At 59.6% G+C, this 26,080-nt stretch carries 24 protein-coding genes and 1 pseudogene; 18 read left to right on the top strand and 7 right to left on the bottom strand.

Annotated features, from left to right (window positions below; translation table 11 throughout):
• The first annotated feature begins 56 nt into the window (after nt 1-56).
• Nucleotides 57-2,945 (top strand): RHS repeat-associated core domain-containing protein, encoded by a 2,889-nt coding sequence (locus tag QMK54_RS20080; protein ID WP_320401213.1) that lies wholly within the window; start codon nt 57-59, stop codon nt 2,943-2,945.
• A gap of 286 nt (nt 2,946-3,231) precedes the next feature.
• Here the strand turns inward: QMK54_RS20080 and QMK54_RS20075 are convergent, their stop codons facing one another.
• A complete protein-coding gene (locus tag QMK54_RS20075) occupies nt 3,232-4,173 on the bottom strand; it encodes a class I SAM-dependent methyltransferase (RefSeq protein ID WP_320401212.1) in 942 nt (313 codons plus the stop codon).
• A gap of 262 nt (nt 4,174-4,435) precedes the next feature.
• On the opposite strand from QMK54_RS20075, the gene QMK54_RS20070 reads away from it, so the two are divergent.
• The 8 genes from QMK54_RS20070 to QMK54_RS20035 all read left to right on the top strand — a co-directional run bounded on the left by QMK54_RS20070 (nt 4,436) and on the right by QMK54_RS20035 (nt 13,382).
• Nucleotides 4,436-5,053, top strand: coding sequence for a cytochrome b/b6 domain-containing protein (locus QMK54_RS20070; RefSeq protein ID WP_110660845.1), 618 nt, complete (start codon nt 4,436-4,438; stop codon nt 5,051-5,053).
• A complete protein-coding gene (locus tag QMK54_RS20065; protein WP_110660846.1) occupies nt 5,050-5,835 on the top strand; it encodes a molybdopterin-dependent oxidoreductase in 786 nt (261 codons plus the stop codon). The genes QMK54_RS20070 and QMK54_RS20065 overlap by 4 nt, the downstream gene beginning before the upstream one ends.
• Before the next feature lie 53 nt (nt 5,836-5,888).
• Entirely contained in the window at nt 5,889-6,173 is a 285-nt protein-coding gene (locus tag QMK54_RS20060; RefSeq protein ID WP_110660847.1) for a pentapeptide MXKDX repeat protein, read from the top strand.
• Nucleotides 6,174-6,228: 55 nt separating this feature from the next.
• Nucleotides 6,229-8,490 (top strand): hypothetical protein, encoded by a 2,262-nt coding sequence (locus QMK54_RS20055; protein ID WP_320401211.1) that lies wholly within the window; start codon nt 6,229-6,231, stop codon nt 8,488-8,490.
• A gap of 313 nt (nt 8,491-8,803) precedes the next feature.
• Nucleotides 8,804-9,316: a formaldehyde-activating enzyme gene (fae, locus tag QMK54_RS20050; protein ID WP_075948975.1), complete on the top strand. Its 513-nt coding sequence runs from the start codon at nt 8,804-8,806 to the stop codon at nt 9,314-9,316.
• A 10-nt stretch (nt 9,317-9,326) separates the two neighbouring features.
• Nucleotides 9,327-10,361: an aldo/keto reductase gene (locus tag QMK54_RS20045; protein WP_320401210.1), complete on the top strand. Its 1,035-nt coding sequence runs from the start codon at nt 9,327-9,329 to the stop codon at nt 10,359-10,361.
• Nucleotides 10,358-11,791 carry an NAD-dependent succinate-semialdehyde dehydrogenase gene (locus tag QMK54_RS20040; RefSeq protein ID WP_320401209.1) on the top strand — a complete coding sequence of 478 codons (1,434 nt, stop codon included), beginning with the start codon at nt 10,358-10,360 and terminating at the stop codon, nt 11,789-11,791. Before QMK54_RS20045 ends, QMK54_RS20040 begins: the two co-directional genes overlap by 4 nt.
• 226 nt (nt 11,792-12,017) lie before the next feature.
• The gene (locus QMK54_RS20035) at nt 12,018-13,382 is read left to right on the top strand and encodes an MFS transporter (protein WP_320401208.1); all 1,365 of its coding nucleotides are present in this window, start codon (nt 12,018-12,020) and stop codon (nt 13,380-13,382) included.
• A gap of 136 nt (nt 13,383-13,518) precedes the next feature.
• On the opposite strand, the gene QMK54_RS20030 is transcribed toward QMK54_RS20035, so the two are convergent.
• Nucleotides 13,519-14,394 carry a LysR substrate-binding domain-containing protein gene (locus QMK54_RS20030; RefSeq protein ID WP_223596458.1) on the bottom strand — a complete coding sequence of 292 codons (876 nt, stop codon included), beginning with the start codon at nt 14,392-14,394 and terminating at the stop codon, nt 13,519-13,521.
• A 268-nt stretch (nt 14,395-14,662) separates the two neighbouring features.
• Between QMK54_RS20030 and QMK54_RS20025 the strand changes: the two genes are divergently transcribed.
• Both QMK54_RS20025 and QMK54_RS20020 read left to right on the top strand, forming a co-directional pair.
• A complete protein-coding gene (locus QMK54_RS20025) occupies nt 14,663-15,070 on the top strand; it encodes a response regulator (protein ID WP_320401207.1) in 408 nt (135 codons plus the stop codon).
• Between the two features lie 60 nt (nt 15,071-15,130).
• Nucleotides 15,131-15,793, top strand: a complete 663-nt coding sequence (locus QMK54_RS20020) for an HAD-IA family hydrolase (protein ID WP_223596456.1) — start codon at nt 15,131-15,133, stop codon at nt 15,791-15,793.
• Between the two features lie 109 nt (nt 15,794-15,902).
• Here QMK54_RS20020 and QMK54_RS20015 read toward each other — a convergent pair whose 3' ends face one another.
• Both QMK54_RS20015 and QMK54_RS20010 read right to left on the bottom strand, forming a co-directional pair.
• Nucleotides 15,903-16,562, bottom strand: a complete 660-nt coding sequence (locus tag QMK54_RS20015; RefSeq protein WP_320401206.1) for an isoprenylcysteine carboxylmethyltransferase family protein — start codon at nt 16,560-16,562, stop codon at nt 15,903-15,905.
• Nucleotides 16,563-16,675: 113 nt separating this feature from the next.
• The gene (locus QMK54_RS20010) at nt 16,676-17,623 is read right to left on the bottom strand and encodes a GlxA family transcriptional regulator (protein ID WP_110659763.1); all 948 of its coding nucleotides are present in this window, start codon (nt 17,621-17,623) and stop codon (nt 16,676-16,678) included.
• Between the two features lie 124 nt (nt 17,624-17,747).
• Here QMK54_RS20010 and QMK54_RS20005 point away from each other — a divergent pair, with 124 nt between their 5' ends.
• Both QMK54_RS20005 and QMK54_RS20000 read left to right on the top strand, forming a co-directional pair.
• A complete protein-coding gene (locus QMK54_RS20005; RefSeq protein ID WP_223595382.1) occupies nt 17,748-18,539 on the top strand; it encodes an SDR family NAD(P)-dependent oxidoreductase in 792 nt (263 codons plus the stop codon).
• Between the two features lie 102 nt (nt 18,540-18,641).
• Nucleotides 18,642-19,574, top strand: coding sequence for a pyridoxal-phosphate dependent enzyme (locus QMK54_RS20000; RefSeq protein ID WP_223595380.1), 933 nt, complete (start codon nt 18,642-18,644; stop codon nt 19,572-19,574).
• 53 nt (nt 19,575-19,627) lie between these two features.
• Here the strand turns inward: QMK54_RS20000 and QMK54_RS19995 are convergent, their stop codons facing one another.
• The gene (locus tag QMK54_RS19995) at nt 19,628-19,948 is read right to left on the bottom strand and encodes a DUF2388 domain-containing protein (RefSeq protein ID WP_110659766.1); all 321 of its coding nucleotides are present in this window, start codon (nt 19,946-19,948) and stop codon (nt 19,628-19,630) included.
• Between the two features lie 190 nt (nt 19,949-20,138).
• Between QMK54_RS19995 and QMK54_RS19990 the strand changes: the two genes are divergently transcribed.
• A complete protein-coding gene (locus QMK54_RS19990) occupies nt 20,139-21,248 on the top strand; it encodes an NAD(P)/FAD-dependent oxidoreductase (protein ID WP_320401205.1) in 1,110 nt (369 codons plus the stop codon).
• 72 nt (nt 21,249-21,320) lie between these two features.
• Nucleotides 21,321-21,917, top strand: coding sequence for a DinB family protein (locus QMK54_RS19985; RefSeq protein ID WP_110659768.1), 597 nt, complete (start codon nt 21,321-21,323; stop codon nt 21,915-21,917).
• Nucleotides 21,918-21,927: 10 nt separating this feature from the next.
• Here QMK54_RS19985 and QMK54_RS19980 read toward each other — a convergent pair.
• A pseudogene (locus QMK54_RS19980) lies at nt 21,928-22,152 on the bottom strand (LysR family transcriptional regulator); the annotation flags it as partial.
• A gap of 564 nt (nt 22,153-22,716) precedes the next feature.
• A complete protein-coding gene (locus QMK54_RS19975; RefSeq protein WP_320401204.1) occupies nt 22,717-23,616 on the bottom strand; it encodes a LysR substrate-binding domain-containing protein in 900 nt (299 codons plus the stop codon).
• A gap of 165 nt (nt 23,617-23,781) precedes the next feature.
• Between QMK54_RS19975 and QMK54_RS19970 the strand changes: the two genes are divergently transcribed.
• Genes QMK54_RS19970 through QMK54_RS19960 form a run of 3 tightly spaced genes read left to right on the top strand, consistent with a single transcriptional unit; the run spans nt 23,782 to nt 26,035 of the window.
• Nucleotides 23,782-24,798 carry an aldo/keto reductase gene (locus QMK54_RS19970; RefSeq protein WP_320401203.1) on the top strand — a complete coding sequence of 339 codons (1,017 nt, stop codon included), beginning with the start codon at nt 23,782-23,784 and terminating at the stop codon, nt 24,796-24,798.
• A gap of 2 nt (nt 24,799-24,800) precedes the next feature.
• Complete coding sequence (locus tag QMK54_RS19965; protein ID WP_320401202.1) at nt 24,801-25,598, top strand: SDR family NAD(P)-dependent oxidoreductase; 798 nt, start codon at nt 24,801-24,803, stop codon at nt 25,596-25,598.
• Nucleotides 25,599-25,624: 26 nt separating this feature from the next.
• Nucleotides 25,625-26,035, top strand: coding sequence for an SRPBCC family protein (locus tag QMK54_RS19960; RefSeq protein ID WP_223595371.1), 411 nt, complete (start codon nt 25,625-25,627; stop codon nt 26,033-26,035).
• Nucleotides 26,036-26,080 lie beyond the last annotated feature (45 nt).

Genomic DNA, 26,080 nt, shown 5'->3' with positions numbered 1-26,080 from the left:
GGGGCGGTGAAAAAAGGCTCAGTCTTCGTTGATCAAAGTGAAAGGCCGTCAATGCCGTGAACGCTCACCACCACGCCGCGACACCGACGCTGTCGGTCATCGATCCGCGCGCCCTGGCGATTCGTGGCGTCGGCTATTACCGCCATCCCGACAGCCCGGAGATTGACCCACGCATCACCCGGCAACGCTTCGACGCGGCGGGGCGGTTGGTTGAATCCTGGGATCCACGGTTGTGGGGCACGGCGCCAAAGCCGAACCTGACCACGGTATACGGCTTGAGTGGTCAACCGTTGCTGACGGACAGCGTCGATGCCGGGTGGCAGTTGAGCTTGGCGGATCAGGCGGGTTTGCCTGGTGCGTTCTGGGATGCACGCGGGAGTCAACGCCACACCGGTTTCGACGAACAACAGCGGCCGATCACCGTCACCGAACAGGCTGTGGGAGAACGGCCACGCGTGTTGGAGCGCTTGACCTACGGTGACTCCGGTCCTGCGTTCGCCGGGCACAACCAGTGCGGGCAGTTGATCCGCCATGACCACCCGGCAGGCACTCAATGCACTATTGACTACGGTCTTTTGGGTGCAGTGCTGGTTGAAGAGCAACGCTTTCTCGCTGATCTCGAAACACCTGATTGGCCCTTGGACCTCGATGAACGCGAGACGTGGCTGGAAGCTCAATCGTTCATCACCCTCCACACCTTCAATCCCGGCGCAGAGCTTCAGCGACAAACCGATGCAATGGGCAACGTTCGTACCTTTGGCTATGACGTAGCGGGCAAATTGAGTGAGGCCTGGCTGCAACTGACTGCCTCTGGAAAACCGCCACAACGGCTGGTTAGCGACATCCATTACAACGCCCAGGATCAGGTCGAACGTGAAACCGCTGGCAATGGTGTAGTGACCCGTGCCGCGTACGCTGCCGATGACGGGCGTCTGATCAGGCTGATGGCGGCGGTCGGTAACCAGAAACCCTTGCAGGATCTGAACTACGTCTACGACGCGGGGGGCAACATCGTCGAGCTGCAAGACCAGTCCCAATCCGTGACCCATTTCAACAACCAGCGCATCGAGCCGATCAACCGTTACCGCTACGACAGCCTGTATCAACTGGTCGAAGCCAAAGGATGGGAGGTCAGTCAGCCGAGCCACGGTCCGACGTTGCCGGAGCTGCAGCCCACACCGCTGGACCCCAATCAACGGCGCAATTACACCCAACGCTTCGAGTATGACCGAGGCGGGAATTTGATCACTCGCCGGCACAGCGATGCGCCGGGCTTTTTGATGTTCACCTCGGCACGCAGCAACCGTAGCCTCGCGCAACGTGACGACGGTTCGCTACCGGGGGAGCCTGAAATCGCCTTGGGTTTCGACGCCGCTGGCAATCAACAGGAACTGCAACGCGGGCAAGCCATGGCCTGGGACAGTCGCAACCAACTACACCAAGTCACGTTGGTCAACCGCGAAAGCGAGCCCGATGATTACGAATGCTATCGCTACTCCCATCCCGGCCACCGCTTGCGCAAAGTGGGATTCGCCCAAAGCAGCGGCCGCATCCTGCGCAGCGAAATCCGTTACCTCCCGGGACTGGAAGTCCATCGCCAGGCCGGTGGCGAAGAACACCACGTTATCAGTTTCGAAGCGGGGCGCAGCAAGGTGCGGGTGCTGTTCTGGCCCCAAGGTGAGCATGATGATCAATGGCGCTACAACCTCAGCGATCACTTGGGCTCCAACATTCTGGAACTTGACCATGAGGCGGGCGTACTGACGCAGGAATACTATTACCCCTTTGGCGGTACGGCGTGCTGGGCGGGAAGCAGTGTTTTGGTGGCTAAGTACAAGACCATTCGTTATTCGGGCAAGGAACGGGATGCAACTGGGCTTTATTACTATGGCTTCCGGTATTACGCGCCGTGGATGCAGAGATGGATAAGTCCAGATCCGGTCGAGGATGGGTTAAATGTATTTCAGATGGTTGCTAACAACCCACTTAATTTAATAGACCGTAACGGCTTGACGGGGGAGACCGCCAAGAGGAAATGGAGAGCGGCATATGACCGCGTGCTGGCGACTAATGTTGGAGTTCGGGTTAGAACAGTCACTTCCGGGGTAATTGCCGTCGATGTAGTAGGTGGGAATGACCTTTTCGAACGTTTGGGCATCGGACTAGAGCGCGCCGTGGATGATGTTAGAAAGCTGTCCTACCTGTCTATTGACTCTTCTTTACAAGGAAAAATCGCGGGCGGAGACCGGTTGTTTTATCTATATCGAGAGTCGGGCGCGGCTATCAAGGAAGAAGCCAGGCTTGAGAGTGCCGGAACGCTAGCCTATATCAATGGTGGTTTCTTCAATATGGGAGGGGGATTCATAAAAAATGCTCCAGATTATGCCTCTATCGGTAGAAATTTAATTGATGGCGAACAAAAAGAAAGTGTCTTGGAACCACTGAGGTATAGCGATGATTACACGAAGGTTTCTATGCATGACGGCTCCTGGATTCGCTCCGGGCCTCTATTGGCAGTAGGCGAAACAGCCACCTTTTCTCAAGGAAGGCTCAAAAATCCGTTGTACCAATTCTCCTCTGGGAGTAACAAACCTGGTTGGTTTGGACATGCCAGCGAACCCAATTCTCGCTCTGGTATAAGCATGGGCGGCGACGAAAACCCCGAATCGCGTACACGATTGGCAATGGGGGGAACCTGGGGACGAGATGCTACATCACCAGGCTACACTATGCCCGAATGGGCCTTGGTTATGACCAGGCTTAATAGCTTGAACAGAGCCAGCTTCTCGACTCAGGCAGTGAACCTTGATGGAGGTAACTCAAGCGCTTTGGGCGTGATCAGCTCTTCAGGAGAGTCGTTGATGACTCGGTCTCAGACTGATGGTCTGGACAAGTCTGTCGGGAATTTCATAGTGTTTTATCGTAAATCTACCGGATCTATTTGAAGATTGATTGCTGGACAAATGGTCTGTGCATTCGGGTTGCCAACAGCAACTGTTAGAGTTTCCAGTAAGTATCATGCGGAGAGCATCATTGGTCGGTTGGTACTTTCAGATGAACTAATTTAAGCATGAAACATAACCCGTCTACTGAACTGATGTGATAAATGTTATCAACTATCAGCAATGATGAATCGAAGCGCGCCACAGAGAAAACCCAAGGGACCTTCGCTTTTGGATTTTTCTTGGCAAGCGTTGAACGGAGGGTAAATACCGTTCGCGATAGCTCTCTTTATTTTTCCTGCCTGAACACCAACGCCTTTAACCCACACTCTAAATCCGCATCGGGAAACTCCGGAGGGTTCTCCAGCCGCTGCTCGAACCGCAGGCTCGGTGCTTCGCGGGTGACACCGTCGATCAGAAAGTCGGCACCAAACGCCGGGTCGTTCATACAGGCCAGCACAGTGCCATTTTCAGTGAGCAGTTCGGGTAGCCGGCGCAGCACGCGCTGGTAGTCCTTGGTCAGCAGGAAGCTGCCTTTCTGGAACGACGGCGGGTCGATGATCACCAGGTCGTACGGGCCTTTGCCGATCACTTTGCCCCAGGACTTGAACAGGTCGTGGCCGAGGAAGCTCACCTTGCTCAGGTCGTGGCCGTTGAGCCGGTGGTTGTCGCGACCACGGCTCAGGGCCGGGCTCGACATGTCGAGGTTGACCACATGCGTCGCGCCACCTTCGATGGCCGCCACCGAGAAGCCGCAGGTGTAGGCGAACAGGTTCAGCACCCGTTTGCCCTCGGCATTGGTGCGGACCCAATCGCGGCCGTAGCGCATGTCGAGGAACAGCCCGGTGTTCTGTTTGCGGCCCAGGTCCACCCGGTATTTCAACCCACCCTCGGTGATGGTCATTTCCTCGATGACGTCGCCGAGCAGCCACTCGGTGGTGCTTTGCAGCAGGTAGCGGTGTTGCAGCAGCAGGGTATGCGCGGCGGATTTTGCCCACTGTTCAGACTGGGTGATAGCCATCAGCACCTGCTTCAAGTCTTCCAGTTGCGCAGCCTCCGGTTCCTTGAACAGCGCCACCAGCACCACGCCCTGCAGCCAGTCCACGGTCACTTGCTCCAGCCCCGGCCAGCAGCGACCACGGCCGTGAAACAGGCGACGGGTTTCGGCGGGGGCGGCTGACAGGGCGGTCAGCAGGTGCTCATGTAGGGTGGCGAGGGCGTCTGGGTTCATTGGATCGGGTCGGTGGCGTGGAAAGGGGCGGCATTTAACCATAATTGCGCAGTCGGCGGACCACACAACCCCCATTGTGGGAGCGGGCCTGCTCGCGAAGGCGTCGTGTCAGTCGCCATTAATGTTTGCTGGCACACCGCTTTCGCGAGCAAGCCCGCTCCCACAAGTAGTTATCACATTAAATTTAACTTTACGTGAGGATTTGGCGATCTTCCGGCTCCCATACTCGGCTCCAACGAACAACAACAAACGGGAGCCGGACATGTCGCAGAGCACTGCTTCACCCAAGCCCAGTCATCCACGCTGGCTCCGCCTGACCCACTGGCTCAACGCCCTGGCGGTGCTGGTGATGGTCACCAGCGGTTGGCGCATCTACAACGCCTCGCCGATCTACGAATTCAGTTTTCCCAAGGCGATCACCCTCGGTGGCTGGCTGGGCGGCGCGCTGCAATGGCATTTCGCGGCGATGTGGTTCCTGGCGATCAACGGCCTGATCTACCTGGCCTTCAACCTGTTCAGCGGACGCCTGAAACGGCGTTTCTTCCCGGTTTCGCCCAAAGGCGTGCTGCATGACCTGTGGGCTGCCTTGCGCGGAAAACTGGGGCATGCCGACCTCAGCCATTACAACCAGGTGCAGCGCGTCGCCTACCTGTTCGTGATGGTCGACATCACGCTGCTGGTGCTCTCCGGGCTGGTGTTGTGGAAGTCGGTGCAGTTCCCGTTGTTGCGTGAATTGCTGTTCGGTTACGAAGGCGCGCGTCGTGTGCATTTCTTCGCCATGGCGCTGTTGGTGGCCTTTGTGGCGGTGCATCTGCTGATGGTGGCGCTGGTGCCGAAAACGCTGTTGGCCATGATCGTCGGCCGCAAGGAGCAGGTATGAAAAAGCGCATTCAGATCCCGGGGCTGGACGAAGCATCGATCCTCACCGATGCCCACAAGATCCTCGCCCCGCAAATCGAAGACCGCTCGCGCCGCTCGTTCCTGCTGCGCGGCCTGACCCTCGGCGGCGTGGCGATGTTGTCCGGTTGCAACATCACCGACAACGAAAGCGTCGAGACCGCGTTGTCGTCCATGTCGCGCCTCAACGATCGGGTCCAGGGCTGGCTGTTCAATCCCAATGCGCTGGCGCCGACCTATCCCGAATCGATGATCACCCGGCCATTTCCGTTCAATGCCTTCTACGGCATCGACGAAGCACCGACGGTGGAAGAGGAGGGTTATCGGCTGGAGGTCACCGGCCTGGTCGCCGACAAGCGCAGTTGGCGCCTCGAAGAACTGCGCGCCATGGCCCAGACCGAGCAGATCACCCGGCACATTTGCGTCGAAGGCTGGAGCGCGATCGGGCGTTGGGGCGGCGTGCGCTTCAGCGATTTCCTCAAGCGCATCGGCGCTGACACCGATGCCAAATACGTCGGCTTCAAATGCGCCGACGACTACTACACCAGCATCGACATGGCCACCGCGCTGCATGCACAGACTCAGTTGACGCTGACTTACGACGGCGCCGTGCTGCCCCGCGAGTATGGCTTCCCGATGAAGCTGCGCATGCCCACCAAGCTCGGCTACAAGAACCCCAAACACATCCAGGCGATTTTCGTCACTAACACCTATCCAGGTGGCTACTGGGAAGACCAGGGCTACAACTGGTTCGGTGGCAGCTGATGAACGTGCGAACCATTCACCGTCCACAAACCCGTGCTTCAAGGAGATTCATCATGAAAAAGTTGACCACCGTTGTCCTGTCCATGTGCCTGGCCGTTGGCGCCGCCAGTGTTTTTGCCGCCGACACCATGAGCAACGACAGCATGAGCAAGGATTCAATGTCCAAGGACGCCATGTCCAAGGATGCGATGAAGAAGACCGATTCGATGTCCAAAGATGCAATGTCCAAGGACGCGATGAAGAAAGACGCGATGTCCAAGGACTCCATGAGCAAGGACGGCATGAAAAAAGATGCCACGTCCAAAGATGCGATGAAAAAGGACGCCATGTCGCAGTAAATATCAGCAACCTCCAGTGGGAGCAAGTTCGCCTCCACTGGGGGAGCGGTAAGCGATGGGGACGGTGTGCCGCAGCCAACAAACAATTAGTTACCATACCAGACTTGCCGAAAGTGCACGCGCAACCAAAACTGCAGGTTTAAAGTGTTGTACACAATTCGCGGTAGAAAAAAACAACATGTTCCCATCTGGTATTTCATCTTCAAGTCGTGCGCCCATTGATAATCAATCCGGCGCATTGGCAGTGACGGCAACATCCTCCGAACACTATTTTCATTCTTCTTTTTTTCCCGCCAAAGGCGATCTGGTGTTAGGTCAGCCATCCGTTGCAAGCAAGCAAGACTCAGTGTGGACGCCCGGTCGTCTGCGGGAAAGTCTGTTGTCAATGTTTAATATAATGTTTGAGCAGCCTGAGCTGTTTGGTTTTCAAGACGCGAAGTGCACGAAAATAAACGATAGGCCAGATTCGATCGTGGATTTGGTGGGCACGATGGATATGGTCTTGAAGGAGGAAAGGCAGCGTAAAAAATCCAGTGTGAATAGCGAACCTGTCAGGCAACCCGATAGTAAGAGTATTCACAATGCTAACGTTGATTTGACGGGGGAGGTAGTCGGTGAGAGTGCTTGCGTCAGAAACTTTTGTAATGGTTTTCTTGAAGCGATGAATGAGATTGAGGGAAGTATACGAGGCTCCAATTCAAGTGATGAAGTCGTATTGACGGACTACCACGGTATTTTTTTACGCAGTAATCTTGACCAATTATTTTCAGGGTTGTGTGAGCACTCTCGTTACATTCCGGCAGCCAAGCTTCTCGAAACTGCAAGCAATCAGAAAGAACCCGTCGATGGAACATCATGGCAACGTATTCATAAACCCGCCGCCCATTTATTCTCGACTATCAGTAAGGACATGATTGATGGGTTTATTCGGCAGCCAAGCAAGCCAGAGCCTACAGCCCGCATTCATTATTTTCTGGATGACATCCAGATGCATGATGTGGTTGACAGGACTGGTGCAGATGCCAATGGAGCAACGTCTGAGGAACTGCGTCATCTATATCAATACAAGGATGAGTTGGGCGATAGAGTGAGGTTCTATCAAGATAACCTGGTGGTACCAGCGCCGTGGGAGCAGGATCCGAAATTGTGGAGTCGATGCGCAATCGATGCCACTGTGGCTTCAGCGCCGTCAGCACCTGAAAAAGCGATAGCCACAAGCGTTCAAGCTGACTCAAAGGGAAAAATGAGTGCATCGGTTTCATCCCCGCTGACAGATATTTATTATTTGAATTTTCGTGATTTCGATCTTGGAGACGAGTACGCCAAACGTAATGTAGGTTTTCCGGCGGAAATTAGTAAGTCGTATCATGAAGAAAAATGGGAGGTTATTATTACTCAGGAAGAATATGCCTCTCTTTTAGCCTATAAAAAGGGATTTGATAAGCATATAGATCCTTGCATGGGTGTGGTGAATTCAGAGAGGAAGGGTTTTAATACAGTAGTGTCCTACATAGTGTCCGCGTTGGATAAATTGAGGGAGTTGGGTCAATTGGAATATTGCAACGGGTTTCGCATATACAGGTTTTTTGCGAAATATCCGGAGCTGCCAATTAAATTTCTTGAGGCAAGCTATTTGCACAGTTCTATTGTGCCGATAAAGCAGCTTCCTGATTTTCCTGAAGAAAAAGCAGCGAGCCCTGATCAGGTATTCGACTTCAAGAAAAATGATAAAGATGAGTATGAATTCATCCGGAAAAGTGATGGCGAAAGCTGCCAGCTGAATGGCGTGTTTACCTATGTCATCCTTCCAGATGAGCCTGATCATGTTTATTGCGGTGTGGGAAATGGTCAGCAGAATTCGAAAGGGGAGCCGAACGAATATCGGCATCGTAATATTTACTACGTAGAAGGTCACAGTTCACTGGCTCAAGGTAAAGATGTGCTGTTTGCTGGTGAATTTTTGTGTTTGGACGGTCAACTGAAACTCTGGACTAATGGCAGTGGTCATTATGAGCCAATAGCTGAGCTTCGTTTAACTAATCTAACGGAAGTGGTTAAGCGCATACTTCCTGATAACTTGTTTAGAGATCACGATGGGCTGACGGCAACTGAAATTCAGGCGCTCAACGCGTATATACAGATTCCGGAGAGTGACGAAGTCATTTTGACGGATAGCGACTCCGCACCTGCCGACTCTGATTCCGACTCCGACTCTATAACCGATGCAGATGTCTACAGGAAATCAATGATGGATAGAGGGTTGGGACGCCGGGTGCGCGTACGGTCTGTTGGTCCGACAAACGCAGGCGCAGTATGAAGAAAAAATGAGATGAAGTAATCGCTCCCATCGACGCCGCCACGAGCTGAGTACTCTGATGGTATGACTTGAAGTCATACCATCATGACTTTTAATGGTTACAGCCCCGCCAACCCCCGGTGTTAAAAAATCGCAAACCAGCTCATCAACAACAAAAAAGAGCGTTTGCAACCATGACTCATCATCACTGCCGCGTCTTCGCCAGCTTGCTGCTGCGCTCTTCAAACCCAGACATCTGCCACGCCAGGCCTCGTGCTTGCGTGCGCTGCTGAACACCCAAACAAATCCCTCTGCGTCCCAAAGAGTAATGATCATGAAAGAACTCGACCTGTACATCGGTGAAGGTTTCGAAGGCCCTGGCGTGAACGCCGCGCACATCAACATTCTGATCGGGCCGCGTAACGGTCCGGCAGGCCAGGCGTTCGCCAACAGCCTGGCCTCGCCAAGCCAGGGTCATTGCCCGTTCATGGTGATCGCCCAGCCGAACATTCCGGTCAAGCCGATGACCCTGTATGTGAACAAGGCTGCGATCGGCAGCGACCTGCATGGCAACGCCACCTGGGGCGCATCCCAGGCCGGTATTGCCAAGGCTGTTCTCGAAGCGCTGCTCGACGGCACCTTGCCGCCGGAAGCCGAGGACGAGTGGGCCATCGTGACGGCCAACTGGGTCAACCCGGCCTGCGACGACCTCGATGCGGTGTACCTGAACAACTACAACGCCTGCCGCACCGCGATCCGCGCCGCCCTGACCGGCAAGCCGGAAACCGCGCAGCTCAAGGATGTGGTCAATCACATCAGCAACCCTTTCTACACGCCAAAAGCCTGAGGTCCGCGCCATGCAATACATCCGTTTGGGCAACTCCGGCCTCGAAGTCTCCCGCCTGTGCCTGGGCACCATGAACATGGGCACCCCGGACTGGAAACCGTGGATCTTCGATGAGAAGAAAAGCGAGCCGATCGTCAGGCACGCGCTGGACAACGGCGTGAACTTCATCGACCTGGCGGACTTCTATTCCGCAGGTGTCGGCGAAGAAGTGGTAGGGCGCATCGTCAAGCGCCTGGCCCATCGCGAAGACCTGGTGATCACCACCAAGGTCGGCTACGGCACCCGCAGCGGCATCAACGCCAGCGGTCACTCGCGCAAGCACATCATGGACAGCATCGATGCTTCGCTGATGCGCCTGGACATGGATTACGTCGACGTCTTCATGCTGCATTACTTCGACGTCAACACCCCGGTCGAAGAAACCATGAGCGCCATGAACGACATCGTGCGTTCCGGCAAGGCCCATCACATCGGCGTGTCGACCATGCTCACCGGGCAGTTGGCAAAAATCCTCATGGCCTGCGAGCGCAATGGCTGGGTCAAGCCGATCAACATGCAGTTGCAATTGAACTGCGCCTACCGCGAAGAAGAGCGTGAGATGATCCCGTTCTGCCGCGACCAGGGCTTGGGTGTTTCGGTGTTCAGCCCGCTGGCCCGTGGCCTGCTGACCGGCGACGCGCAGTCGACCCGCAACCAGACCGATTTCTTCACCCAGCAGATGTACAGCGACGAAGCCTCGTTCGAAATCGCCCATTCGGTGCAGCGCGTGGCCCGTGCCCGTGGTGTGTCCAACGCACAGATTGCCCAGGCGTGGGTGGCCAACCATCCGGGCGTGGATTGCATGCTGGTCGGGGCCGACACCACTGAACAATTCGACAGTGCCCTGGCGGCCCTGGAGACCAAACTCGATGCCGAAGAGCTGCATGAGCTGGAGCGTAACTACACGCCGTGCGACGTGATCAACGATTACACCGCCGGTAAACGTATCCTGCGTTCGGCCCGCCCGGGTCTGGAACGCTTCAACCTGACCGAGGCCGTGGCATGAGCACGTTGATCCGTCACGGCAATTTCATCGATGGCCAATGGTCCAGCGGCGGTGCGACTTATCCGGTGCTGAACCCGGCCAATGGCGAGCTGATCGCCGAGGTGCAAGAGGCCGGCGCTGAAGAGACTGATTTGGCCATCGCAGCCGCCAACCGCGCCTTGCCGGCCTGGCGCAAGCTGACCGCCAAGGAACGTAGCCAGCGCCTCAAGCGCTGGAGCGAGTTGATGCTGAGCAATCAGAAAGAACTGGCCACGCTGCTCAGCCGCGAACAGGGCAAGCCATTGGCTGAAGCCATGGGCGAAGTGGTCTACGCCGCCAGCTTCCTGGAGTGGTTCGGCGAAGAAGCCAAGCGTGCCTACGGCGATGTGATCCCGAGCCACAAGGCCGATGCACGGATCATCGTGGTCAAGGAAGCGATTGGCGTGGTCGCGGCGATCACCCCGTGGAACTTCCCGTTGGCCATGGTCACCCGCAAGGTCGGTCCGGCGCTGGCAGCCGGTTGCACGATGATCCTCAAACCGTCGGAGGAAACCCCGTTGTCGGCGTTCGCCCTGGCGGTGCTGGCCGAGCAGGCCGGGATTCCGGCCGGTGTGTTCAACATCGTCTCCGGTGATGCCGTGGCGATTGGTGGTGCGCTGCAAGCGTCGAGCGTCGTGCGCAAACTGTCGTTCACCGGCTCGACCCGCACCGGCAAGTTGCTGATGCGCCAGGCCGCCGACACCCTGAAAAAGGTCTCGCTGGAGCTGGGTGGCAACGCGCCGTTCATTGTGTTCGACGACGCCGATCTGGACGCGGCCGTCAAAGGCGCGATGGCCTCGAAGTTTCGCAACACCGGGCAAACCTGTGTCTGTGTAAACCGCTTCTTCATTCAGGATAGTGTGTACGAAGCCTTCACCGGAAAACTGGCCGAAGCGGTCGCAGCGATGCGTGTCGGCAGCGCCCTGGACGGAGAAACCGAGCAAGGTCCGTTGATCAATAGTGCAGCGCTGGCCAAGGTCGAACTGCACGTGAGCGATGCGGTGGAGAAGGGTGCCAAGGTTCTGTGTGGTGGCCGTCGTCATGCCCTGGGCGGCACGTTCTACGAGCCGACCATTCTTGCCGAAGCCAGCAGCGACATGCTCATCGCCCAGGATGAAACGTTCGGTCCGGTGGCTGCCTGCTTCCGCTTCAAGGACGAGGCCGAAGTGCTGCAACGGGCCAACGACACACCGTTCGGTCTGTCGGCCTACTTCTACAGCCGCGACATCGGCCGCGTCTGGCGCATGGCCGAAGGGTTGGAGGCGGGCATGGTCGGGATCAATGAAGGGATTATTTCCACGGAAGTGGCGCCGTTCGGCGGTATCAAGGAATCGGGCCTGGGTCGCGAAGGTTCGAAGTACGGTCTGGATGACTACCTGGAAATCAAATACCTGTTGATGGGTGGTCTCTAACCCCAGCCAACCCCCTGTAGGAGCGGGCCCTGTGGCGAGGGGGCTTGCCCCCGTTGGGTCGCGAAGCGGCCCCGGCATTTCCGGCCTTTAATCGGATGTTCCGGGTTTACGGTCGCTTCGCAGCCGAACGGGGGCAAGCCCCCTCGCCACAAAGGCTTGCTCCCACATTGGGTAATCAGTATTAGCAGTTTTCTTTCTCCATCAAGAACAACAATTGGAGATTTACATGTCCGTTAAACCGGTAAAAATCGACGACCTGCCCATCGGCCGTTTTCACATCAAGATCGCCGGCCTGACCTTCGGCGCGCACTTCACCGACGGCTACATCCTCGGCCTGATCGGTATCGCTTTCACCCTGCTGAGCCCACAGATGCAGCTGGACGCATTCTGGCAGGGCCTGATCGGTGCTTCGGCCTTGATCGGCCTGTTTCTCGGCAGCCTGTTCTTCGGCTGGATCTCCGACAAGGTCGGCCGGCAGAAAATCTTCCTCGTCAGCTTCGTGCTGATCACCATCGCCTCGGTGATGCAGTTCTACGTTGAATCGGCCATGGCGTTGTTCCTGTGCCGGGTGCTGATCGGTATTGGCCTGGGCGGTGACTACAGTGTCGGCCATGCGATGCTCGCCGAGTTCGCGCCGAAGAAACACCGCGGTGTGATGCTCGGTTCGTTCAGCGTGGTCTGGACGCTAGGTTATGTCGCCGCCACCTTCATCGGTACCGCCATGCTCGGCCTTGGCGATGATGCCTGGCGCTGGATGCTCGCCTCGTCGGCAATTCCGGCGGCACTGATCCTGATAGCCCGTATCGGTACTCCGGAGTCGCCGCGCTGGCTGGTCAATCAGGGCCGCATCGCCGAGGCCCGGGCCGTCGTCAAGAAACACCTGGGCGAACACGTCGAACTCGACGAAACCCCGTCCACCGAAACCCGTTCCGGCTACGCGGTGCTGTTCAGCCGTGAATACCGCAAGCGCACGGCGTTCAACTGCCTGTTCTTCGTGTGCATCGTGATGCCGTACTTCGCCATCTACACCTTCCTGCCGTCGATCCTGCAGACGATGGGCCTGGCCGAAGGGTTCGGCACCGAACTGATGTTGAACATGTTGCTGATCCTCGGCGCGATGATCGGCATCTGGTGCACCGTCAAGTTCACCCGACGCGGCTTCCTGATCAACTCGTTCATCATCCTCGCCGTGGCGTTGTTCCTGTTGGCTGTGTTGCCGGGTAGCGCGGCGTGGCTGATGGTGCTGGTGTTCGGCGTGTTCACCCTGGTGTTGTCGGCGGTGAGTAACCTGGTGGGCGTGTTCCCGGCCGAAAGTTTCCCGACCGAAGTGCGTGCCAGCGGTATCGGCCTGGCCACGGCGGTGAGTCGCCTGGGTTCGGCGATCAGCACCTTCCTGTTGCCGGTGAGCGTGGCGGGGATTGGCATGAGCCCGACCATGGGCATTCTCGCGGCGATCCTGGCCATTGGCGGGTTGTTGTCGTGGGCCTGGGCTCCGGAGACCAAGTCGCTGACCCTGAGCCAGGCGGGCAAGGCGCAGAGTCCGGTGGAGGGTGGTGCGAAGGTAGCGGCGAAAGGGGCTACCCCGGTCTAACAGGCGGTCGCCGATCCAATTGTAGGAGCGAGCTTGCTCGCGATGGACTTCAACAAAACGCTGGGTGCCTGACACACCAATGCGCTCTCTAGTCCATCGCGAGCAAGCTCGCTCCTACACAGGGGATGCCGGTGACTTAAGGCTTACTGACCAACCCCAACCACTCGGTAAACAACCGCACCTTCGACAAGCCCTGCTTGTCATTAGCGATATCCAGCCAATAGCCATACGGCCCGACCACTTCCACCGGGGTGATCGGCAGCAGGCTGCCATTGGCCAGTTCCTTTTCGATCATCTGCCGGTCGATCACCGCCAGCCCGCCGCCCGCCAATGCGGTGTGGATCACCTGGTCCAGGGTGCTGAATTCCAACCCTTGCCCCGCGTCGACATCCTCACGGCCCATGGCCGCCAGCCAGTTCTCCCAGACCTTCAGGCGCTTGCCGTCGTGCAGGATGTGCAGCAACGGAAATTGCCGCAGGTCCGGCGGCTCGCCGTTGCTGAACAGCTCCGGACTGGCCACGGCGATGTGCCGTTCCATGACCAGCAAGCGGCTGCTGCAATGGCTGGCGGCTTCGAGGCCGAAGCGGATGTGGCAGTCGATTTCCGCGAGGCTGTCGTGGCCCAGCGAGTTGGTCACGCTCAGGCTGATGTCGGGATAGCGTTGCACGAACGCCCGTAGGTGCGCCGACAGCCAGCGTGTCGCCCAGGTCGGTGGCGCGACGATGCGCAGGCGTTGCCGAAGATTGGGTACGCGTACGGCTTGCAGGGCGCGTTCGATATGGTCGAAAGCCTCGCTCAGGTGTGGGGAAAGGGCGGTGCCCGAGTCGGTCAGTGACAGGCCCTGGGGGGTGCGGATGAACAGCGCGACGCCGAGGTAGTCTTCCAGTTGTTTGATCTGCCGGCTGACGGCGCCCTGGGTAACATTCAGACTCAATGCCGCCTGACTGAAACTGCGATGCCGGGCGACTTCTTCGAAGATTCGCAACATGTTGAGCGAGGGCAGTTGACGCATGAAGAAAGGGCTCCGCACCGGCCTCCAGTGTTGCGTGGGGCAGGTTGAATGTACGACATTTCAGAAGGCCCTATCTGACTATCAGTGATGGGCTGATGCAAGTGTTGTTTGAGATGACGCCATCGCTGGCAAGCCCAAGGATGTAAAAAGCCCGGATCGGTCACCTGCTGTATCAAAAATGAATTTCCGCGGAGTCCGCTGCTCATACCTTTAAGGTAGCGGATTAGAGCCCGCGAAATCATTGAGGCAATCAGGGAGCGGCACGGTCATGAGTCGAATACCGACGGCGGGTGGAGATCTTCCTGGTGGATTGATTCTGGTGGTTGAGGACGATCCGCTGATCCTCGAGTTCCTCTGTGAGATTCTTCAGGAGGAAGGTTTTGTCGTCGAGCCGCAGATCAGTGCGGACGCAGCAATTATCTATCTGGAGCAGCATGCGCCGCAGGTGGGCATGCTGCTGACGGATATCACCATGCCCGGCACGCTCAATGGCGCGGACCTGGCCAACCAGTTCGGCGATCGCTGGCCGGACAAGCCGATCATGATCATGTCCGGTTTCGAAACCCCTGAAAGCGCGGGCGTGCGACACGAGGTCGCTTTCATCAAGAAACCCTGGATGATCGGCGGGCTGCTCGATTGCGTGGGCCAGACCTTCAAGTCCAAACGACTCAACTGACCCGCGCGCAGATGCTACATTGCCGGGCAAATCCGTCCGGCACCTGCGAGGTCATTTTCCTTGTCCGATCACTCTGTATTCAACGCGACTTACCGTGCCTTTCTGTTCGACATGGATGGTACGGTCCTGACGTCCATTGCCGCCGCCGAGCGGGTCTGGACAACCTGGGCCGTGCGCCATGGTGTCGACGTCGAGACTTTTCTGCCGACCATTCACGGTGCCCGCGCCATCGACACCATCCGGCGCCTGAACTTGCCCGGGGTGGATGCCGAGGCTGAAGCCGCGTGGATTACCGAAGCGGAAATCGAGGATGTCGACGGGGTATTGGAAGTGGCTGGCGCAGCACGTTTCCTCAAGTCATTGCCGGTTCATCAATGGGCCATCGTCACTTCCGCCCCACGGGAACTGGCGTTGCGGCGGATGGCGGCAGCGGGCATTCCCGAGCCCGGGGTGATGGTCACGGCCGAAGACGTCACGGCGGGTAAACCCGATCCGGCGGGGTACCAACTCGCAGCCCGGCGCCTGGGCGTCGAACCTGGGCAGTGTCTGGTTTTTGAAGACGCCACGGTGGGGATTCTGGCGGCCGAGGCGGCGGGGGCGGATTTGATGATTGTCACGGCGACTCCTGAGCAGCCTGTTGAGACGCCTCATGCGACGTTGGCGGGTTATGAAGCGGTGCGGGTTCTGGTGGATGCCGCTGGACTGCGCCTGCTCACCGTCTAATGTGGGAGCGGGCTTGCTCGCGAAGGCGGTGTGTCAGGCAATTGCAATGTCGACTGACACTCCGCCTTCGCGAGCAAGCCCGCTCCCTCAGGGGGGGAAAAGGGTTGTTTCAGTAGAGTCCGGGGATCAGTCGCCAGGTGCGGCTGTAGTAGGCGTCGTATTCGCTGCCGAACTGCGCCCGCAACAAGGCTTCCTCCGAATGAATCCGGGCGATCAGCGGGATCAGCGTCAATGCGGCCAGCAACAGGCCGACGCTCGATCGAAAGGCCAGCGCCCAGCCCACGGCAATGACCATCATCCCCAGATAACTGGGGTTGCGCAGGTTGCGGTAAATACCTTCGGTGACCAGGCGATGCCCCGGCTGGATGGCCACCAGTCCGCTGAAGCGCTTGCCCAGCACAAACACCGGCCACAACCGCAGCGCGCCGCCGACGATGAACAGCAGCGCCCCGAGCCAGCGCACGCCTTCACCACCGAAGGTCCAGAAATCGATGCGGTCGGTGTAGGCCGGCACAAATCCGCTCAGCAAACCGATCACGCCGAAGGCCGGAATGACCCAGCGATTGGCCCGGTCTTCGCGTTCCCCCGAACTCAGGTTGACCTCGGTGAACAGTGACGCGACGGCCATGATCAGGGTGGCGAGGGCAACGACGACCAGTGAGCCGTGGCTGAAATAAGCCGCGAAACCACCCAGTCCCCAGATCGCCAAGGCGAGGTAGGCGAGGGTGCTGACGACAGCGAAAAACGCCAGTTTGGCCGAGATTTTCATAAGTACCTCACACGAGGATTAGCACCTACCTTCATTGTAGGAGCTGGCTTGCCAGCGATGGCGTTTCCAGAACTCAACCCATCCTTCAGAGGCAATCGCCGGCAAGCCGGCTCCTACACAGATATCTCTGCCCTGGCATTGCGCCGAATCACCTGTGGGGGTTGACCGAAAACCCGCAGGAAGGTTTCGCGCAGGCGACGACGGTCGCTGAACCCGGTTTCCAGGGCGATCTGGTCGAGGGTCAGGCGTCCGCGTTCAAGCATCTGTCGCGCCGCTTCCAGACGCAGGTTTTCGATGGCCTTGGCCGGCGATTGCCCGGTTTCGGCGCGAAACGCCCGGCTGAATTGTCGGGGGCTGAGATTGGCCACTTGTGCCAGTTGTTCCACCGAAAGCGGCTGGGCGAGGTGTTCCCGGGCGTAGCCGAGCACGGTTTGAATGCGGTCGGATTTCGGCTCCAGCTCCAGCAGCGCCGAGTGCTGCGACTGGCCGCCCGCGCGGCGGTGGTACATCACCAGTTTCTGCGCCACGGCCCGGGCCAGCTCGGCACCGTGGTCCTTTTCCACCATGGCCAGTGCCAGGTCGATACCCGCTGTCATGCCGGCGGAGGTCCAGATCGAACCGTCGATCACATAGATGCGATCGGCCTCGACCTTGATCGCTGGAAACCGCGCCTGCAGTTCCCGGGCGTAGGCCCAGTGGGTGGTGGCCCGCCGCCCGTCGAGCAGGCCGGCCTGGGCCATGACGAATGCCCCGGAGCAGATCGACGCCGTCCTGCGCGCCGTGTTGATGCTGGCCCGCAGGTAATCCAGCACGGCCTCGGGTGCCTGTTCGACGATGGAGTCGCCGCCGACCACGATCACCGTGTCGAACATGCGCCCGTCGAATGCCTCGGTGCCGACGCTCAAGCCGCCGGAGGCGCGCAGGTTGTGGCCGTGTTCGGACAACACGCGCACGTCATACAGAGCCTCTGCGGCACTGAAATTGGCGTACTCGAACACCGGCATGGCGGCCAGCGCCATGGACTGGAACCCCTCGAAAACCACGAACGCCACGCTGATCATCGGCCTGTCCTCAAATGCTTGTGTCCTAAAAACGTACTTTAAACGTCATTTGAGACAAGCGTAAGTGCCTTTATAACAGTGTGCACCCGGCGAATCTCTCGCCTCACCGTAGAGGAATTGCACCATGGCACTCTCATCCAAAGGCACCGCACTGATCACCGGCGCTTCTTCGGGCATTGGCGCGGTGTATGCCGATCGCCTCGCCCGGCAGGGTTACGACCTGATCCTGGTGGCCCGCAGCCAGGGCAAGCTCAACGCCCTGGCCAATCATTTGAGCGACGAAACCGGGCGCACCGTGGAGGTGGTGGCCGCCGACCTGACGAACAGGGTGGATTCGCTGCGGGTCGAACAGATCCTGCGCAGCGACGCCAGCATCAGCTTGCTGGTCAACAACGCCGGGGTCGGTGGCGTCATGCCGCTGCTCGGCAGTCCCGTGGACGACATGGAGGCGATGATCAGCCTCAACGTGACGGCGTTGATGCGCCTGGCCTATGCCGCCGTACCCGGCTTCGTCGCCCGGGGCAGCGGCACCGTGATCAATATCGCCTCGATCGTCGCCACCGCCCCGGAAATCCTCAACGGCGTGTACGGCGGGACCAAGGCGTTCGTCCTGGCGCTGAGTCAGTCGATGCAGCATGAGCTGGCGGACAAAGGCGTGCGCATCCAGGCGGTGCTGCCGGGGGCGACCGCCACCGATTTCTGGAGCGAGGCCGGCAACCCGGTGGAAAATCTGCCGAAGGAAATCGTCATGTCCGCCGAGGACATGGTCGATGCCGCGCTCGTTGGTCTGGCGGCCGGCGAAGTGGTAACCATCCCGGGCCTGCACGATGGCGACCAGTGGGACCGTTACGAAGCCCAGCGCCAGACGCTGTCCGGGTTGTTTGGCAACTGCGAGGCGGCGCCGCGTTATCGCTGAGACGATTGCCCCGGGTCCGGGTGAACTAAGCTTGGGAGAGAGGACCGTTCACCACTGGCTCGTGGTAGCTCGACGAGCCGGTGGCGTGTAACAGGAGCCCATATGCTGCACATCCGCACGCCCCTGATCCTGCACCCTGGCCTGTCGACCCCGACACGGCGTATCTGGCTGAAACTGGAAAACCTGCAACCTGGCGGCTCGTTCAAAATACGTGGCATCGGATTGCTGTGCAGCCGGGCGGCGCAGCAGGGCAAGCGCAAGGTGGTCTGTCCCTCCGGCGGCAACGCGGGGCTGGCCACGGCCATGGCCGCGGCATGCCTGGGGCTCAAGGCCTGCATCGTGGTGCCGCACACCACCCCGCAAAGTACCCGGACGCGGATCAGCAATACCGGCGCCGAGGTGATCGTGCACGGCAAGGTCTGGGACGAAGCCAATCAACGGGCACGGGAACTTGCCGAGGACCCGCGCTGTGAATTTGTGCCAGCCTTCGACCACCCGCTGTTGTGGGAAGGGCACAGCACCATGGTCGATGAAATCCTTGAAGACTGCCCGCCGGTGGATGTGCTGGTGACATCGGTCGGCGGCGGTGGCTTGCTGGCGGGGCTGCTCACCGGCCTGATTCGTCATCGGCACACCGATTGCCGCATCGTCGCCTGCGAAACTGCAGGCGCGGCGTCGTTCGCCGCGGCGGTGGCGGCCGGGTACCCGGTCAAACTGCCGAAAATCGACACGGTCGCCACATCCCTGGGCGCCGCGCAAGTGGCGGCCTGGCCAGTCAGGCACATCGGCGCTTTTTCCCATGAATGCGTGGTGCTCAGTGATGATGACGCGATCATGGGCGTGGTGCGCTACGCCAATGATTTGCGCCAGCTGGTCGAGCCGGCGTGCGGGGTGTCATTGGCGATTGCCTACCTGGATCACCCGGCGATTGCCGACGCCCGTGACGTGGTGATCGTGGTCTGCGGCGGGGTGAGTATCAACGCGCAACTCGTGGCCGGGTGGGCACGCATGTCCACTGGCACGCAAGCCAGGTAGGGCTGCAAACGCTATCCCGGTGTTACAAGCCCCACCGCTGGCGATGACGGTCTTCAGTGATCGGTGGCAACGCCTTCCTGGACGAGGATGGCGCGGGCCAGGTCTTCGTCGCTTACGTTGTTGAGCGCAGGATTGTCCTGACGGACTTTTTTCAACACCGCCTCCAGATAAGCACCACGAATCGCACCGCCACTGGCCACGAAGCTGGAGGCGTCATCCCGGGCGGGAATCATGAGTTTGTGGTCTTTGAACGTCGAGTACAGCGAGGCGGAAACCCCGGCGGAAGTGGCGACGTCACCCGCATCCACTTTGGCCAGAGCCGAGCCTGCGGGCAAACAAAGTACCAGCGTAGAAATGATAAACAGACGGCGCATGACGGTGTCCTCCGACAGCATGAAGCATAAGGGAAGTACCACATAGTTTAGGATGCGCGGCGGCCACCGAGAGTTCCCTGATGCTGTCGACTCTGCGTTTGGACGGGTGGTTTCATGGCCTTGCCGCTGGCGATTTTCTCCGGCCTGATCGACTATCGACAGCCAGAACAGGTGTGAGAGGTCAGGGACGTTGAACGTCGATATCCAAAGCGTGGTGATCGGGGCCGGTGTCGTCGGGCTGGCGGTAGCCAGGGCCCTGGCCATGAGCGGCCGGGAAGTGCTTGTGGTCGAGGCCGGTGCGGGCATCGGCACGGGTGTCAGCTCACGAAACTCGGAAGTGATTCACGCCGGCATCTATTACCCGAGCGGCAGTCTCAAGGCCCGGTTGTGCGTGGAGGGTAAGCAGCGTCTCTATGCGTTTTGCGATGAACATGGCGTTGAATACCGGCGCGTCGGCAAGCTGATCGTGGCCACTGATGAGCAGCAGTATTCGGCTTTGCAGCGTCTGTTGGAGCAGGGGCGCCTCAATGGTGTCGATGACCTGCAATGGCTGGATGGCCCGCAGGCCCGGGCGCTTGAACCGGCGTTTTCCTGCGTCGCGGCGCTGTGGTCGCCGTCTACCGGCATTGTCGATTCCCACGCCCTGATGCTGGCGCTTCAGGGCGATGCCGAAAGGTTTGGCGCGACGCTCGCCCTGCACACGCCGTTGCTGTCGGCCCGTTGCAGGGAGCAGGGCTTCGAACTGCACATGGGCGGCAGCCAACCCATGACCCTGCGCTGCCGCGAATTGATCAACTGTGCGGGGCTGTCCGCTCCCGAAGTGGCGCGCGCTATTGTCGGTCTGCCTGGGTCATTCATTCCCGAGGCGCATTTGTGCAAGGGCAGTTATTTCAGTTTCAGCGGCCGGGCGCCGTTTCGCCACCTGGTGTATCCGGCCCCGGAGAGCGCGGGACTGGGCGTGCACATGACGCTCGACCTGGGTGGGCAGGCGCGCTTCGGGCCGGATGTGGAATGGGTCGAGCACATTGATTACCGCGTCGAACCCCGCCGGGCCGAGGGGTTTTATCAGGCGATCCGCCGTTATTGGCCAGATTTGCCGGACAACAGCCTGCAACCGGCCTACAGCGGCATTCGCCCGAAAATCACCGGGCCGACGGAACCGGCCGCCGACTTTCTTATCAGCGGATGCGCCGAACATGGCGTGCCGGGACTGGTGAATCTGTTCGGCATCGAATCACCGGGGCTGACCAGTTCCCTGGCGCTCGCCGGGCACGTGGTGAAGCGCCTGAACGACCGATGATCAGTGCTGGCGCTGCTTTGCGGTCATCGGGTCTATGCTAGGGAGTGCGCTTACTGCCATCGGAGAACTCTGATGATCACCGTACGCACTGCCTGTCTGCTGGCCGATTACAAACGCTGGGCCAATCAGCGCCTGTTTGACAGCCTTGCGGCACTTCCTCCGGGCGAAGTCAAAAAAGAACGGGTGTCGGTGTTCAAAAACATGATCGGCACCCTCAATCACGTCTATGTGGTCGATTGCATCTGGCGGGCGCACCTTGAAGGCCGGGGGCATGGCTTCAAGACTTCACACGACCTGCTGCATGCCAACCTGTCCGAACTGCGCATGGCGCAAAAAGAAATCGATCGCTGGTACTGCGACTGGAGCGCCCGGCAAACCGATGCCTCCCTGGACAAGCCCGTGGAGTTCACCTTTGTCTCGGGCGAAAACGGCGTCATGAGCGCCGGCGCGATGCTGATGCACGTGGTCAACCACGCCAGCTATCACCGTGGCTGGGTGGTGCAGATGTACTTCGAGATCCCGGCCATGCCACCGGTCACCGACATGCCGGTGTACCTGCGCGAATCGGAACCGGTGGTCCTGCACTCGATCAATGCCCCGACAGTGGCGCCGCCATGTGCTGTGCAATTTTCGAGCGCAACCAGCGTTCTGCCGGATCGTTATCGTTGACCCCGTTCCAGTCGTCGGACAGGCCGATGCGAAACACATCGCGGCTGGTGGACGGCTCGAAATCCTTGGCATGGCTGACCGCCCCGGAAATGGTGTCCATCGCCGGCTGCAGTTCCTTGAGAATCTGCAACGCCCGCGGGGTTGGCTCCAGGGTTCGTCCGTTGCGCACCGGCAACGGGTCGTCGAACAGATCGCGCAACTTGGCCAGCGACGCGCTGACGGCGGGTTGGCCGAGGGCTCGCAGGGGGCGGAGGTGTTTTCAGTAAAGCACCAAGCCCTGCGCAATCTGCAGTTCGCTGATGACCTGTGGGAGCGGGCTTGCTCGCGAAGAGGGCGTGTCAGTGACTTCAATGTTGCCTGACCTGCCGCTTTCGTGAGCAAGCCCGCTCCCACACTGGATCTCCAGCGAGCAAGAATACTGGGTACGACATCAATCAACGGTGGGAGCGGGCTTGCTCGCGAAGAGGGCATATCAGTGACTTCAATGTTGCCTGACCTGCCGCTTTCGCGAGCAAGCCCGCTCCCACACTGGATCTCCAGCGAGCAAGAATACTGCGTACGACATCAATCAACGGTGGGAGCGGGCTTGCTCGCGAAGAGGGCGTGTCAGTGACTTCAATGTTGCCTGATCTGCCGCTTTCGCGAGCAAGCTCGCTCCCACACTGGATCTCCAGCGAGCAAGAATACTGGGTACGACATCAATCAACGGTGGGAGCGGGCTTGCTCGCGAAGAGGGCGTGTCAGTGACATCAATGTTGCCTGACCTGCCGCTTTCGCGAGCAAGCCCGCTCCCACAGGTTCATGGGGTGGATTCAGGTTCTGTCAGCACCTTCCTGAATGTCTCCACCAGCGGCCGCAGGTTGATCCGGTGCCACGCCACCCACAGCGGACGGGTGAGGGCAATCCACGGCACTTCCCGCAGCACCACGCCTGGCGGGGCATTGCGGCTCAAGCCTTTCTGAATCATGGCGATGCCCAGGCCCGAGGCCACCAGAGCCATTGCCGTGAAGGGGCCGGTGGCTTCCATGCGGATATCGGGGGTGAAGCCTGCGCGGATACAGGCGCTGACGAAGTTTTCGCGGCTGGTGATGTTCTGGTGGTGTTGCACGCCGATCCACTCCTGGCCGGCGAGATCCTCCGGAGTCAGCACGCTCTGCTGCGCCAGTGGATGGTGCTCGGGCAGGGCCAGCAGCATCGGGTCGTCCAGCACCTGAAAACCCAGCAAGTCCGGGTCGTCATCCGTCGGCGGCTCACTGACCAGGGCAATATCGAGGCTACGCTGGCGCAAGCCCTCAAGTTGGTCGGCCGAGCTTTGGTTGTACAGCGCCACGTGTACGTTCGGCCGGTCGATCCGCAATACGCGCAAGGCATTGGGCAGCACGCCAGCGTGCATGGCGTTTTCGATGTAGCCGATGCACAAGCCGCCTTCTTCGCCGCGCCCCAGGCGTTTGCCGAGGGATTCCAGGCGACTGGCGTGGGTCAGCAGGGCGCGGGTTTCGGCGAGGAAGGTCTGGCCGTCGCGGGTCAGGCGGATGCGTTGCTGGCTGCGCTCGAACAGGGTCAGACCCAGGCGTTCTTCGAGCTGGGCGATCTGCCGGCTCAGGGGCGACTGGGAAATATGCAGGCGTTCGGCGGCACGCCCGACGTGTTCTTCCTCGGCGACGGCGACGAAGTAGCGCAATTGGCGGATGTCGATCATATCAGACCTTCAGGGACTCAAGTGCTGCGGATTATGTCTTGGACGGTCCGATCCTCGCAATCTAGGATCTGCTCAACGGTCATCCGCAAAGCGGTGACGCCCTTGCGGCGCCATCGCCGGCAAGCCGGCTCCTACAGGGTTACTGATAATCGAGAGGATTCATCCATGAGCTTGAAAGACAAACTGCCCGGCGCGCTGGGCTTCGGCACCGCACCACTGGGCAACATGTTCCGCGCTATCCCGGAAGAGGAAGCGCAGGCGACTGTCCACGCCGCCTGGGACGCCGGCGTGCGGTACTTCGATACCGCGCCGTTCTACGGTTCGGGCCTGTCGGAGATTCGTCTTGGCGCCGCGTTGTCGCGCTACAACCGTGACGACTATGTGCTCAGCAGCAAGGTCGGCCGGGTGATTCTCGATGAAATCGAAGACGCCGCTGCCCGTGACCTCGGCGAGAAGAGCGGGGTGTTCGAACACGGCCTGCCGAACAAGATCGTCAACGACTACAGCGCCGACGCGACCCTGCGTTCGATCGAGGACAGCCTCAAGCGCCTGCAAACCGATCGCCTGGACATCGTCTGGGTGCATGACATCGCCCAGGATTTCTACGGCGATCAGTGGCTGGAGTACTTCAACCAGGCCCGTACCGGTGCCTTCAAAGCGCTGACCCGCCTGCGTGAAGAAGGCGTGATCAAGGGCTGGGGCCTGGGCGTGAACAAGGTTGAGCCCTGCGAGCTGACCCTTGATCTGAGCGAGGCGCGACCGGACGGTTTTCTGCTGGCGGGTCGCTACACTCTTCTCGATCATGATCGCGCCTTGCAGCGCTTGATGGACGCCGCCCTGGCGCAGAACGTTGAGATCGTGGTCGGCGGTCCCTACAGCTCGGGCATCCTGGCCGGTGGCGCACACTTCGAGTACCAGAAGGCCAGCCCGGCGATCACCGGCAAGGTCGAGCAGATCAAACGCATCGCCGCGGCCCACGGTGTCGATATCAAGGCAGCAGCGTTGCAATTCTCGTTGGCTAACCCGGCGGTGGCGGCGGTGATTCCGGGTTCCAGCCGCCCGCAGCGGATTGCCGAAGACGTGGCGGCGTTGTCGGCGGTGATTCCCGCGGCATTCTGGCAAGCGATGCGTGAGGCGAAGCTGGTTTCCGAGCGCGCACCCTTGCCCCTCATTGGAGCTTGAGCATGAAGATTGATTTGAGCGGAAAATTGGCAATCGTCAGTGGCAGTACCGCCGGCATTGGCCTGGGCATCAGCCAGGCACTGGCCGAGGCGGGCGCCACGGTGGTGGTAATCGGCCGCGACACGGCCAAGGTCGAGCAGGCGCTGGCGAGCATTCGTCAACGCGTTCCCGCTGCGCAATTGCGTGGGGTGACCGCCGACCTCGGCACCGCCGAAGGCGCCGAAATATTGTTCGCCGCCGAACCTCGGGCCGACATCCTGGTAAACAACCTCGGGATCTTCAACACGGTGGATTTCTACGACGCCCCGGACAGCGAATGGGCGCGCTTCTACGAAGTCAACGTGATCTCCGGCGTGCGCCTGTCGCGGCATTACACACCGGACATGGTCAAGCAGGGCTGGGGGCGGGTGATCTTCCTGTCTTCGGAATCCGGCGTGGCGACGCCGGCGGACATGATCAACTACGGCGTGACCAAAAGCGCCAACCTGGCCGTGTCCCATGGATTGGCCAAACGCCTGGCCGGCACCGGTGTGACGGTCAATGCGATCTTGCCCGGCCCGACCTTTACCGATGGCCTTGAGGAGATGCTCAAGGACGCCACCGCTGAATCCGGGCGCAGCGCCCGGGACGAAGCCGATGCATTCGTGCGCAAGGCCCGGCCGACGTCGATCATCCAGCGCGTGGCGGATGTCGAGGAAGTCGCCAACCTGGTGGCCTACATTGCTTCGCCGTTATCCTCGGCCACCACCGGCGCTGCCTTGCGGGTCGACGGCGGTGTGGTCGACAGCCTGGCCATCTGAACCTTATTGATTAGAGAGAGCATTTCATGGCAACTGCATCAGCAACGATCGAAGTCCCGGCCTCGGCCGATCAGGTCTGGCAATTGATTGGCGGATTCAACTCGCTGCCGGACTGGCTGCCGTTCATTCCCAAGAGTGAACTCAGCGAAGGCGGGCGCGTGCGCCGACTGGAAACCAGCGATGGCGCGGTGGTGGTCGAGCGTTTGCAAGTGTTTGACAACGCGGGTCAAACCTACAGCTACTCGATTTTGCAGGCACCCTTTCCGGCGACTGATTATCTGGCGACGATCAAGGTCGAGGCGCAAGGCGAGGGCGCGCGGGTGACCTGGTCCGGGCGGTTTGAACCGGTGGGTGTGAGCAACGAGGAAGTGGAGGCGTTGTTTACCGGCATCTATCAGGGTGGGCTTGAGGCGCTGCGGGCCAATTACCCGGCTTGATCCACGCAGCGGAAATCACCACCAATCCCCTGTAGGAGCGAGCCT

This window comes from Pseudomonas sp. P5_109 (assembly GCF_034009455.1).
Taxonomy (GTDB): Bacteria; Pseudomonadota; Gammaproteobacteria; order Pseudomonadales; family Pseudomonadaceae; genus Aquipseudomonas.
This window is presented reverse-complemented; position numbering and strand designations above follow the sequence as displayed.